Source organism: Flavobacterium sp. PMTSA4 (assembly GCF_032098525.1).
Taxonomy (GTDB): Bacteria; Bacteroidota; Bacteroidia; order Flavobacteriales; family Flavobacteriaceae; genus Flavobacterium; species Flavobacterium capsici.
Window position 1 is genome coordinate 1,326,082 of sequence record NZ_CP134890.1, and the last position, 13,530, is coordinate 1,339,611.

General features: G+C 34.5%; 11 protein-coding genes. 2 read left to right on the top strand and 9 right to left on the bottom strand.

What is annotated here, in order from left to right:
- Positions 1-187 precede the first annotated feature (187 nt).
- From RN605_RS06130 to RN605_RS06170, 9 genes are all read right to left on the bottom strand, one after another.
- Complete coding sequence (locus tag RN605_RS06130) at positions 188-3,202, bottom strand: glycoside hydrolase family 3 N-terminal domain-containing protein (protein ID WP_313323144.1); 3,015 nt, start codon at positions 3,200-3,202, stop codon at positions 188-190.
- Between the two features lie 12 nt (positions 3,203-3,214).
- Entirely contained in the window at positions 3,215-3,697 is a 483-nt protein-coding gene (locus tag RN605_RS06135) for an ABC transporter ATPase (protein ID WP_313323146.1), read from the bottom strand.
- A gap of 2 nt (positions 3,698-3,699) precedes the next feature.
- Positions 3,700-4,314: a hypothetical protein gene (locus RN605_RS06140; RefSeq protein ID WP_313323148.1), complete on the bottom strand. Its 615-nt coding sequence runs from the start codon at positions 4,312-4,314 to the stop codon at positions 3,700-3,702.
- Complete coding sequence (locus RN605_RS06145) at positions 4,311-5,102, bottom strand: (Fe-S)-binding protein (protein WP_313323149.1); 792 nt, start codon at positions 5,100-5,102, stop codon at positions 4,311-4,313. The genes RN605_RS06140 and RN605_RS06145 overlap by 4 nt, the downstream gene beginning before the upstream one ends.
- Before the next feature lie 90 nt (positions 5,103-5,192).
- Positions 5,193-5,639, bottom strand: coding sequence for an LNS2 domain-containing protein (locus tag RN605_RS06150; RefSeq protein ID WP_313323151.1), 447 nt, complete (start codon positions 5,637-5,639; stop codon positions 5,193-5,195).
- An 81-nt stretch (positions 5,640-5,720) separates the two neighbouring features.
- On the bottom strand, positions 5,721-7,031 hold the full coding sequence (locus RN605_RS06155; RefSeq protein WP_313323153.1) for a (Fe-S)-binding protein: 1,311 nt from the start codon (positions 7,029-7,031) through the stop codon (positions 5,721-5,723).
- Positions 7,032-7,043: 12 nt separating this feature from the next.
- Positions 7,044-7,997: an MlaD family protein gene (locus RN605_RS06160; RefSeq protein ID WP_313323155.1), complete on the bottom strand. Its 954-nt coding sequence runs from the start codon at positions 7,995-7,997 to the stop codon at positions 7,044-7,046.
- 48 nt (positions 7,998-8,045) lie between these two features.
- On the bottom strand, positions 8,046-9,212 hold the full coding sequence (locus RN605_RS06165; RefSeq protein ID WP_394853497.1) for an N-acetylmuramoyl-L-alanine amidase family protein: 1,167 nt from the start codon (positions 9,210-9,212) through the stop codon (positions 8,046-8,048).
- Positions 9,213-9,229: 17 nt separating this feature from the next.
- A complete protein-coding gene (locus RN605_RS06170; RefSeq protein WP_313323159.1) occupies positions 9,230-10,333 on the bottom strand; it encodes an N-acetylmuramoyl-L-alanine amidase in 1,104 nt (367 codons plus the stop codon).
- Between the two features lie 134 nt (positions 10,334-10,467).
- On the opposite strand from RN605_RS06170, the gene RN605_RS06175 reads away from it, so the two are divergent.
- Both RN605_RS06175 and RN605_RS06180 read left to right on the top strand, forming a co-directional pair.
- Positions 10,468-13,128, top strand: a complete 2,661-nt coding sequence (locus tag RN605_RS06175) for a putative LPS assembly protein LptD (protein WP_313323161.1) — start codon at positions 10,468-10,470, stop codon at positions 13,126-13,128.
- Positions 13,129-13,134: 6 nt separating this feature from the next.
- Complete coding sequence (locus RN605_RS06180; RefSeq protein ID WP_313323163.1) at positions 13,135-13,515, top strand: RidA family protein; 381 nt, start codon at positions 13,135-13,137, stop codon at positions 13,513-13,515.
- Positions 13,516-13,530 lie beyond the last annotated feature (15 nt).

Consider the following 13,530-nt stretch of genomic DNA (forward strand, 5'->3'; position numbering starts at 1 on the left):
TCTAATGTATGAAGAGTGTATGAAAAACGAACACCAAATTCTAGTCCATAGCTACTCCATAGGAACTCCCTATTTAGTTCATATTGAGTTCATGAAAAATGCATTATGTCAAATAGAAAAATAACCGTTAATCATTGCCTCTTTAAGAATCCTGTTCCAACCTACTGAACAGGATTTTTTATTTCCACTACTCCAATATCGCTTCCTGAATAATCTTTTGAATATCCTCGCGGATGTTTTCTCTAGACAAACGGTTTGGCGCGTTAGAATCAGGGTAGGTTCTGTTGGAAAGGAAGATATAAATGATATCGGTTTCTGGGTCGGCCCAAGCGATGGTTCCTGTAAAACCAGTATGTCCAAAGCTGAACATGGAAACGCAACCACAGGTTGGACCTGCTGTGCCTAACTGCGGTTTATCGAATCCTAAACCTCTGCGTACACCATTATCGCAATAGTAACAAGTATTAAAATCGGTAAAGGTCTTTTCGGAGAAGTATTGTTTTCCGCCGTAGTTTCCTTTTTGAAGATAGAGTTGCATCATCTTTGCCAAATCCATCGCATTCGAAAAAACACCTGCATGACCACCTACTCCGCCTTCCATAGCCGCTTCCATATCGTGCACATATCCCTGAAGCATGGTGTATCGGAAGTAACTGTCGACCTCGGTTGGCGCAATGACATGGGAGTCAAATTTTCGCAACGGATTATACATCGTATAGTTCATCCCCATTGACTTGTAGAAGTTATCATAGGTCAATTCATCGAGTGATTTTCCTGTTGCTTTTTCGAGGTAGTGTTTTAAAATGATGAACGTAAAATCGCTGTATTTGTATTCTTTCTTAGCCAACAACGGACTGTCGATGATTTTCTTCATAATGGTATCTTCATAATCATTACGAATAAAAAGGTTTTCGGATACTTGTTTTGAAAACTCAGCGCTATAGGTTTTACGATAATATTTCTCTGAAGGTTTCAGGGTTTCGTCTAAGGTTTGCTTGTAAAACGGAATCCATGCCTGCAGTTTTGCATAGTGCGACAACAACTCTTTGAAGGTGATGCTGTCTTTATTTGAACCTCTGAACTCTGGCAACATTTCGCCCAAAGTGGTTTGGAGGTTTACTTTGTTGGTATCATACTGTTGCATCACGTTAGGCAAAGTAGCCACCATCTTGGTTAAAGATGCCACATCGTATAAATCGCTGTTTTTAACTTTGGTTTGCCTAGTATAGGTTTGATAGCCAAATGATTTTTGGTAAATAACCTTTCCTTTTCGGGCTACTAAAACCTGCATTCCTGGTGCCATTTTTCCGTCAATAGCTTTGTTGGCAATCTTCTCAATAGCCGCCAGTTTGATTGCGCTCATACCCACATTTTCGGGAGCTGTAAACCCTAAACGGTTAAGCGTTTTAGTGGTAATTCCTGTTCCGGAAGGAAACTGACTGGTAATAGAAACGGGTAGTTTACCTTTTGCCTGCAATGCGCCAAAGATAACTTGTGCCGATACTTCCTGAGCAATTGGACTGTTCTGATAGGAAACCATGATGGTTTTGATAGCATCATAGTTAGGCAGTTGCAACAAAGAATAAGGCTTAGTAAAGACGTCTAAAATAACGTTATTTTGCTTCGAAATTTCATCAATCCATTGAATCTCTTTGGTATTAAAATCATGATTTTTCCACGCTTTGTCCGACTTGTGGAATCCCATAATTACCGTACTATAGCCTTTCAACTGTTTCTTTACAGTATCGAGATTGGTCTCTTTGATTTCGGTTACCTCGGTATATTTCTTTAGGGTTGAAAGGAATTTGGTATTATCATCGTCGCCTAACTTAATGTAGGCTATCTTTTGGTCTAAATTTTTAACGGGTACTAACTGCTCGGCATTCTTAATGACCGTAACCGCGTTTTCATACAACTGATACGTTAAAGCATTCTTAGAAGTATCATTCAATTCGTTCGTAAGATTGATTACTTCAACTGGTTCATAATGGTTTAACCCTATTTTGTATTTGTATCGTAGAATCTTCTTTACCGACTCGGCCAAACGGTCTTCGGTAATGGTTCCTTCCTGATAAGCGGTTCTTAATTTCTCAACCGCCACAGGAACATTTTCTGCAAACAATAACACATCGTTACCTGCCAAAAATGCTTCTAAATCAATATCACCTGGCTTTTTGAAGTTGCTAGCCGCTTTCATGTTCAAAGCATCGGTGAAGATAAGTCCGTCGAAACCTAATTCGTTTTTAAGCAAATCGGTCACTACGCTTTTAGACAACGAGCTTGGCACAGCAGGATTGCTTTCTAAATTAGGCACGCTCAAATGGGCCACCATAACCGAAACCATTCCTTCATCGAACATGCGTTTATAAGGATACAATTCTACTTTTTCCATGTGCTCTTTTGAAGCCGTTACCAATGGCAACGCATAATGCGAATCGGTAGCAGTATCGCCATGACCCGGAAAATGTTTTCCGGTAGTAAACACGCCGTTGTTTTGAATTCCTTTCATTAAAGCAATGGCTTTTTCGGAAACATTCTTTTTGTTTTCACCAAAAGAACGGAACCCAATAATCGGGTTTTTAGGATTGGTATTGATGTCTAAAACCGGAGAGAAATTAAAATGAACACCCAAACGCTTGGATTCTTTAGCCATGTTTTCGCCTGCTTTTTCAATCAGTTTCAAATCCTGAATGGCACCCAAGGTCATGTTCCAAGGATATTTATAGGTAGAATCCAATCGCATGCTTAAACCCCATTCGGCATCGATTCCGATAAACAAAGGAACTTTGGCTTTTGACTGATATCGATTGGTGAGCTTTGCTTGACGCATTGGTCCGCCTTGAAAAAAGATTAAACCACCTATTTTATAATCGGTAACCAGTTTTTCAACTTCGGCTACGTGTGCGGCATCTTTATTAGAATAGGCAGCTACCATAAACAATTGGCCTACTTTTTCCTCGAAACTCATTTGATTGTAAATACTGTCTACCCAAAAATCTTCGCGTTCTGTTTTTGGGAAGAAATCGCGTCGGTCTTTTTTGATTCTAGGAATGTAAACATCTTCGTCAACCGCTACTTCGGGAGATATAATTTCTGGAGTTTTAGGCGCAGCAGGTACCTTTGTCGCTTGTTTGTTAATGGAACAATTGACAAAAATGAAAAATGCTACGAATAAAGATATTCTGTACGCCTGCTTACTCATCATTAGTTGTTTTTAAAAAAAGCGACTGTGCCAGCTATCACCAGCAGGAACTTCCCAATTTTCGTTAAACTCTTCTATAGTATTTACTAAATTATTGAAGACAATGGTATTGGCAGTAACGGCTTTTTCTTTTGCCATGCGTTTAAAATCAATCAATGATTTGTGTGCAATGTGTTCGCCGTTTTTGAAGGTAACGTTCATTTTATCCAACAAATCTACTTGGTATTTTTGTTCTAAACCTTGAATAAAACTAACGGAAGAATCAATAGAACATCCTGTTGCCTGCTGTACATCCTGATTGACCGCAATGACAATAAAACGATTGTATTTTAATAGATAAGAAGCTTCAAGACCTGTTCCGTGAGCCGACCAATTCTCGATAAATGATTGTAATTCATTTTCGATTTCAGTCATTTCCTCGTCAGAGAATTTTCGGTTGGATTGATAAATCCAAATTCTTGAATATTCTGGTAATGTGTCAAATGGTACGTACATTATTATATTTTTTCTAGACTGGAAATTACTTTAAAATATTTAAAATCTTTGCTAAGAGTATCATAAAGTTCTACTTCATAATAGCCAATTTTAAGATTAGTACCATTTTTTATTTGATTATCAGTAAATAACGAAGCGGTTTCAAAATATTCAAGCAATAAAAAACTATGAACACGATTGTTTTTGTCTTTTATTTTTATCGTTACAAACTCTTTGGTTTCAATAGCAGTTACTTTTCCTTCAAGGAATTGTGCTTGTGTAGTTTCAACCATTTCTTCGTCATCAACATAATTTTTACCTAATGCCATTAAAAAATCAGGACAGTGAGACACCATGCCTAAGGCTACTTTTTCACCTAATCTTTTCATTGATTCTTTATCACTCATTTCAAACCTTTCACTAGCTGGAAACTCATCTTTATGTTTGTTATAGCTAGTAAGCATGCACAATCCTACATTCAACTCAATTGAATCAGCATTTTCAGGCTTTGAAAAATCAATATTTTTTGCTTTTAAACAATCACATGTTTCCTGACCTATAATATCATAAACAACTTGAGCGTTTACTGAACAAGTAGCAACAAAAAATAGCAGACCGAAAATTTTTTTTAATTTCATAAATCCTGAGCATTTGCAATTAGTTCTGCTACGTCCAATACTTTTACGTCAGCTTCTTTTTCTTTATTCTTAACTCCGTCGGTCATCATCGTGTTACAAAATGGACATCCAGCGGCTATAATTTCTGGCTGAGTTTCTAAAGCATCTTCGGTTCTTTCAATATTCACCTCTTTGTTTCCTGGTTCGGCATCTTTAAACATTTGAGCACCACCAGCTCCACAACACAATCCGTTGGCACGAGAACGCTTCATTTCTACCAACTCGGCATCCAGCTTTTGAATTAATTCTCTTGGTGCTTCGTAAATATTATTTGCTCTTCCTAAATAACAAGGATCATGGAACGTAATTCTTTTTCCTTTGAATTGTCCGCCTTCAATAGTTAATCTTCCAGAATCTAATAATGATTTTAAAAATTCTGTGTGATGCACTACTTCATACTTTCCTCCTAATTCAGGATATTCATTTTTTAAGGTATTGAAACAATGTGGACAAGCTGTAACTATTTTTTTGGCTTCATAAGCATTCAAAACCTCAATGTTCATCATGGCTTGCATTTGGAACAGAAATTCATTTCCTGCTCTTTTTGCTGGATCGCCAGTACAACTTTCTTCGGTTCCAAGAACTGCAAACTCTACATTAGCACGATTTAAAATTTTTACGAATGCTTTGGTAATCTTTTTAGCTCTATCATCAAAACTACCAGCACAACCTACCCAAAACAAAACTTCGGGTTGTTTTCCTTGTGCTAACATTTCTGCCATTGTAGGCACATTAATTACTTCTGACATATTTTTAAAAAGTTTAAAGTTTGCTTGGCAAACGGTTTAAAAGTTTAAGAGTTTAAAAGATTCAAATAATTGTAAACTTATTATAATCGTTTATTCGTGGTGTTCGTCGTCAAATACCTGAATAGTCACTTCTTTTTCAACTAAATCAGTAAATTTACCTCTGTAGCGAGTTGCTTTTACCAAGTGATTATCAATCCAATGGTAATTTCCACCACGTGGTTTACCCATTACCATTCCATGGTATTTGAACCCGTGTTGTTTCAACCAACGTTCTGTGTATTCTCTGTGAGCTTCAGTTCTTGAAGTGAAAAAGAAAATGATGTGTCCTTCGTCATACCATTTGTTTAATGTTATTAATGCATCAGGGTAAACTTCTGCCGTTAACATTCTTTCAGGTTCTTCGTTTGGAATATCATCACAGATAGTTCCATCAATATCGATTAAATAATTCTTAATTCCTTCAGGTAAAATTGGACTTAAATGTTTTCCATTTTCACTGATACTTTGCAAGTTCTTGTCAATGTCTTCCGTTTTCATCTTTTACTTATTATAGTTTTCAAATTCATTCGACAAATCCTCAAGCCTCACATTTATGAGAATTTATCATTTTTTATATATTTAATTTTCGTCTTTCCAGTTTAATCTGTCCATTTGGTTGTACTGCCATGGTGCTCCATTGTTTTCAATATTGGTCATCATTGCATTTAATGATTGTGGCGCTGCACTTTGTTCCATCACAAGGTAACGACGCATGTCCATAATGATTGATAATGGACTGATGTTTACAGGACATTCTTCAACGCAAGCATTACAAGAAGTACAAGCCCAAAGTTCTTCGGTGGTGATATAATCATTCAATAATGACTTATTATCGGGAACAAAAACACCTTTATTAGCATCAATATTTTTACCAACTTCTTCTAATCTGTCGCGCGTATCCATCATGATTTTACGAGGCGAAAGCTTTTTGCCCGTTTGATTGGCAGGACATGAAGAAGTACATCTTCCACATTCGGTACAGGTATAGGCATTCAATAGTTGCACCCAATTCAAATCCTGAACATCTGAAGCACCAAATTTACTTGGAACTGCATTTTCATCTACAGGTTGCGCTGCAAATGGGTCAGCATTTGGATCCATCATTAACTTTACTTCTTTGGTAACGCTTTCAAGGTTATCAAATTGTCCTTTTGGATTCAAATCGGCAAAATAAGTGTTTGGAAACGCCAAAAGAATGTGCAAGTGTTTTGAGAAATATAAATAGTTTAAGAACACTAATATTCCAACAATATGCAACCACCAAGCTGTTCTTTCAATTAAGTGTAATTGTGATTCATTGAATCCATTAAACCATGAAGCAACGTGCTGCGAAATTATATTTCCTGAATTCATATCTTGAAAATGAACATCGGTTGCGTTCATAATCAGAAACAATGACATTAATACCATTTCGAAATACAGGATGTAGTTTGCATCATTTTTTGGCCAAGCTTTCATTTCAGAATTCATAAAACGCTTAAGTTTTATAACGTTTCTTCTAATCCAAAAAACAATTACAGCTACTAAAACCAATATTGCTAAAACTTCGAATGAACCAATTAAAACGCCATAAAAACTTCCTAGAAATTTAGAAAAGATTCTGTGTGAACCGAATAATCCATCAATAATGATTTCTAAAACTTCGATGTTGATGATGATAAACCCTAAATAAACAATGATGTGTAAAAACCCAGCAATTGGTCTTTTTACCATTTTTGATTGACCTAATGCAATCATCGCCATGTTTTTCCAACGCTCAGACGAGTTGTCAGAACGATTTACATCTCTACCTAAATTGATGTTGCGAACTAATTTCTTAACGTTTTTAGAAAAATAGCCGATACCAATAACAAGAAGTATTGCAAAAAGTAGGTTGTCAATATACATCATAGCTTAATAGTTTTACTCAGAAATGGTTTCGCTTGTTGGCGCTTTATATGGCTTGTTCTTCTTACCAAATAAAGAAACATTTATATATCGTGTTGGATTTAATCTTAAATCCTGTAATAACAATTCTAATTCTTTTGAAGCTTTAGTAAAGTTATTATACATTGCTTCATCTTTTGCCAATTTTCCTAAAGTTCCTTTTCCTGATTGAATGTCTGCCATTAATTTATCAACAGAAGCTAAAGTGTTTTCTAGTTTTTTTACTGTTTCACCAATATTTGCCTTGGCTAATGAGTCAGACATTTTAGAAAAATTACCCGATGCTTTTTCAACATTGGTCATTGTAGCACTAATTTTTGATTTGTTATCTGCCAGCATTTCATTGGCATTCTGAGAAACCTCTTTAAACTGTGCTAAAGTTGCATTTAAGTTTTCTAAGCTTGCTCTAAGATTTTCTTTTGTTTTAGCATCCAACACCTGATTGATGTTCACCAACATAGTATTGGCATTTTCAAGCACACTGTTTAGTTTATCTTTAATAGGCTTAATTTCATTTGAAACGGTTTCTGTTAATCCAAGCTTGCTAGAAGAAACTAAATAATCACCCGAAACAGCAAGGTCTTTGGTTTCTTTGTTTGGAATCAAAGCAATTTGCTTTCCTCCGATTGGTCCTGGAGAATATAACTCTGCAATAGAATTTTTAGTGATTTTATAATCACCATTGATTTGAAGTTCTACAACAGAAGTCCAATCTTCATCTAACTTAATCGTGTTTACTTTTCCAACTACCAAACCGTTAATGGTAACTGACGCTGACTTTACCAAGCCGTCAACATTGTCATACTTAACGTAAAACGTTGAGTAGTTTGAAAGTAAATCTTTCCCCTTCAAAAAACTATAACCCCAAATAAATAGTAAAATGGATGCTATAACTAAAATGGCTGTTTTGATTTCTCGTGTTATTTTCAAGGCTAATATTTTTTTTACAAAGGTAAACTTTTTTATAAAAAATCTTGTCTATAATTGTTTTAATGCTTCGCTAATATCTATTCTAACTCCATCTTTTAGAGCAATAACAAATGCGGTTTCAAATCCTTTAGCCTTAGCTTCTTGCAATAATGATTTGGCTTCCGAATAACTTTTGGTTTCACCATACATGTATTTATAAAACTTATTCGATTCTAACATCGAAATTGGGCTCAAACCTTTGAAATTGCTTGGTGCTAATTCTAATTTTGTGCTACTTGCTGAAATTTGCACTTTAAAGACAATGCCTTTTGCAACTTCTTTCGGAGTTTCTTTTGGTTTGTCTTCAACTTTTGGCGTTGCCGTTGTTGGGTTATTTGTAGCTGGTTTAGAATCTACAACAGTTGGTTCAATTTTATCTGAAGGCTTCTCATTTGCATCTGAACCAGTTCCATAATATTCTTTTTTGTATCTAACAATCGCTTTAGCAATCGCTTCTGCAATTTCATCTTGTCCTTCTTCTGAATCTAATTTTGAACCTTCAGTTGGGTTAGAAATAAAGCCCATTTCTATTAAAACTCTTGGCATGTAGGCTTTATGCAAAACCATAAATGGCGCTTGTTTTACACCACGACTTTTTTTACCAACATTAATAAACTCTTTTTGAATATTTCCTGCCAATTCAATACTGTTGCTAAGATATTCTTCTTGCTCAACTATCAAACCAAGCATTGATTCAGGTGACTTTGGATCAAAACCTTTATATTTTTGTTGGTAATCTTTCTCAAGAGTAATTACCTGATTTTCTTTCTTTGCCGCTTCAAGGTTTGATGCATTTTTAGACATACCCATTACATAGGTTTCACATCCAGAAGCTTCTCTGTTTTTATTTGCATTACAGTGAATTGAAACAAAAATATCAGCATCTGCTCTATTGGAAATGTTGGCACGCTCAATCAAATCAATAAAAACATCTGTTTTTCGAGTATAAATAACGTCAATATCGGAGCTTTTTTCGAGAATTTTTCCAACCTTCAAAACTACCGCCAGAGCAATTTTCTTTTCAATTCTTCCGTCATAAACAGCACCAAAATCATGGTCTCCATGACCAGCATCAAGTGTTACTTTAAATTTTTTACTTCCTTGAGAAAACATAAAACTGGTAACCAATAAAGTTATTGCCACCATTACAATTTTCAGCTTCTTATCCATTATCATTATTTACTCTAAATTATTTAAAATGACACAACAAATGCATCTTTAAAACCTTTCTCTTTTGCTTCATCACATAATTTTCTTGCTTCATCTTCACTAGCAGCTGAGCCAAAATAATACTTATAAAGTTTATTTTCATAAGTAAAGGTTATCTTTTTTAAGCCTTTAAAATCAGAAGAACGTGTATCTCTTTTTCTTGAAGTTGCAAACAATTGCACTTTGTATTTTCCGTTAGCATTATCATCATCTTTGTCATCATTAGATTTGGATTTTGCTGAATCCTTTACTTCCTTTCTTTCATCTCTTTCTTTGCGTACATTTGATTTTGCTTCATTAACAGCTATACTTTCACTAAAATTCTCTCTTTTATAGCTAATTATTGCATCTGCTATTTGTCTTGCCATTTTTGTTTGTCCTTCATCTGAATTTAAAAATTCGCCTTCTTCTTTGTTGGACAAAAAACCAAGTTCAATTAAAACTCCAGGCATATATGCTGCGTCTAAAACCCAAAGTGGTTGTTGTTTAACCCCACGAGTTTTTCTACCCAAATTGCTTGTGAAATTTTCTTGAATCGATGATGCTAAATTAATACTACTGTTTAAATTCTCTTCTTGAATTAATTTTAATCCTAAAAATGTTTCAGGCTTGTGAGGATCAAATCCTTCGTATGTCTTTTTATAATTGTCTTCTAAAAAGATTACAGAGTTTTCATTTTTGGCAACTTCCATGTTCATATCAGTTCTTGATAATCCCATAACAAAAGTTTCTGTTCCAGCTGGCTCAAAATTCTTAACGGAGTTACAGTGAATCGATACAAAAAGATTCGCATTTATTTTGTTTGCAACTTTTGGTCGGTTAACCAATTCAATAAAAACATCTGATTTTCGAGTATAAACAACTTCAAAGTCTTTTTCATCATTCAAAAAATCACCCACTTTTAAAGTTGTTTTCAATGCAATGTCTTTCTCCACATAGCCATGATAGGAATTTCCAGGATCTTTTCCACCGTGTCCAGCATCTAAAACAACAACAAACTTACCTGATTTTGTTTGCGCAGTTATTGCCAAAATGTTAAACATCAAGAGAAGTAAAGCGGCTATTTTTATATTTTTTAAAAAAAACATTATGTGTAAAAGTTAATTTAAATTAAAACCTAAAGGTTATAAAGTTAATATTTGTTTATTTTTGAGCAGAAATTATGATTAAGTTTGCCGCTTCAAAAACCGAGCCATAGTTATACAAAAATAGTATTAAACCTTTGCAACGAAACTTATTTTATATCGTTTTTTTAACAATCTTCCTAACATTTGGAAATGGCAAAACCTATTCGCAAGAATTGCCTAAAAAAGAAACTTCTTTTCCTGCTAAAAATCAAGACACTAAGCCAGAAAATAAGGAAAAATTAGTTGTAACTGATACTGTAAAAATTGATTCAATCGTTAAAAAGAAACCCCTTTTAGAAGATATTATTAGACGAAAAGCGGTTGATTATGAAAAAATAGACCAAAAGAAAAAGCAAATAACTTTATATAATCAAGCCGAAGTTTATTATCAGGATATTGAATTAAAATCGGGAATTATTGTCATTGATTACCAAAAAAATGAGGTTTATGCTGGAAGAATTAAAGATTCAACGGGTAAATACACACAACTTCCTGTGTTTAAACAAGGTTCAAATGTAGTGGAACCCGATTCCATACGCTTTAATTTTAAAACTAAGAAAGCGTTAATTTGGAATTCAAGAACCGAACAAGGCGAATTTAAAGTAAAAGCAGGAATTACGAAGCGTGAAAATGACTCTGTTTACTACATGAAAGGTGCACGATTTACTACTGCTAAAGACATTGAAAATCCTGAATATTATTTCCAAACCAATAAAGTAAAATTTGTTCCTGGCAAAAAAGTAGTTATTGGTTTAACCAATATGGTTATTGCCGATGTTCCAACACCAATTGCTTTGCCTTTTGCATACTTCCCAATGACTGATAGCAGTAACTCTGGAATTATTATGCCAACTTATAACGATAGTAATCAAAGAGGTTTTTCGCTTCAAAATGGCGGTTATTATTTTGCACTGAGTGATAGTTATGATTTGGCTGTTTTAGGCGATTATTACACGAACGGAAGTTATGGATTACGATTCCAAAGTACTTATGCTAAAAGGTATAGGTTTAATGGTAATGTGAATTTCAGATATGAAAACTTAGTCAATAGCGAACGTGGATTTCCTGATTATATCCGAACAACAATTTATAATATTCAATGGTCGCATTCACAAGATGCAAAAGCAAACCCAAGTTCAAGGTTTTCAGCATCTGTTAATTTAGGAAGTAGCCAATATTTTAGGCAATCCGTTAACCAAATTAATAATGGTTCGCAATTGAATAATACTTTAAGCTCTTCTATCTCATATTCTAAGACATTTAATTCTATTCCTCAAGTCAATCTTTCTTTGACTGCAACGCATCAACAAAATACAAATACACAACAAATCAACATGACTTTGCCTACACTTCAAGCAAGTGTAGATCGAATTTTCCCTTTTGCACCTGCTGATGGAATTAAAAAAGGATTAATAAAAAACATAAACTTTCAATATAATTTAAGAGGCGAAAACAGAATTGCTACAACTGATTCATTATTTTTTAAATCAGAAATGTTTAGAGATGCTAAGTTAGGTTTTCAACATTCAATCCCTTTGAGTACTAACTTTAAATTATTCAAATATTTCAGTGCCTCTTCATCGGTTAATTATAATGAAGTTTGGTATTTCAAAACAATTCAAAGACAATATTCAGATACACAAAATACCGTTGTAGATACTGAAGTTCCTGGATTTGATGCTTATAGAACGTATTCTTTTTCGACTGGAGTCGGAACTACTATTTATGGAACATTTAATTTCAAAAAAGGTAAAAGACTACAGGCAATAAGACATGTTATGCGTCCAAATGTAACTTATAGCTACACACCAAGCTTTTCAAATTATTACGACACTTATGATCCCGACGGAAGTGGAACAATTAGAAAAGATTATACACGTTTTGAAGGTGGAATTTTTGGAGCACCTGGTAAAACGATGTCAAATAACTTAAGCTTCTCTTTAAACAATACTTTTGAAGCAAAAGTAACCGATAAAGATTCTACCAAAACAGAGCCTAAAAAAATAATGTTATTAAACAATTTAAACCTATCAACCAGTTATGACATGACTGCTGATTCTTTAAAATTGGCTCCATTGAGAGTAAGCGCAGGAACGCAATTATTCAAACAAAAACTTGACATTAATTTTGCCACAACACTTGATCCCTATGCCATCAATAATGCAGGTAGAAGAATTGATACATGGAATATTGACAATGGAGGAAGTTTGTTCAGAATGACTAGTGCAAATGTTACCATGAATTACCGGTTTTCAAGTCAAGAACTCGAAGGAAAAGAAAAGGATAATAAAACAGGTAAACAAAATGGTGGAAGAGAAGATGATTTATTTGGAAAAAACACTGACATTGGTGACCGAAGGGAAAGCCAATTTGATGATAATGAAACCGACAACAAAGCGCCAACGGAGTTTTTTAAATACAAATTGCCCTTTGATTTAACTTTTGCCTATTCCCTAACCTATTCAAATGTAAACCGGGAAAGCAAAATCACTGGAAACTCCCTAATGGTTTCTATGAATACCGATTTGACTCCTAAATGGAAGATTGGGGTTTCCTCTGGATATGATTTTGTTCAACAAGGTGTTACTTTTACTCAGCTTCGTTTTGAACGCGATTTACTAAGTTGGCGTATGGATTTTAACTGGTCGCCATTTGGACAAAATGCAAACTGGGGATTCTTTATTGGAATAAAATCAGGAGTATTGAGCGATATCAAATGGGATAAGCGAAACTTACCAGACAGAGTTTTAAGATAATATATTATGAAAAAAATAATTTTTACAACCAAAGCACCTGCACCAATCGGACCTTACAATCAAGCAGTACTAATCAATGACACACTTTATACTTCGGGACAAATTGCGTTACATCCTGAAACGATGGAATTGGTTATGGACAACATTGAAGCTGAAACCAAACAAGTAATGGAAAACATGAAAGCGGTTCTTGAAGCTGCCGAAATGACTTTTGATAACGTAATTAAAACCACCATTTTCATCATGAACATGAATGATTTTGGAAGAATAAATACCGTTTACGGAAATTATTTTGACGAAAAAACAGCACCCGCCAGAGAAACTGTTCAAGTGGCTTGTTTACCAAAAAATGTAAACGTAGAAATCTCTATGATTGCGGTGAAATAATTGTAACTTCGCAAT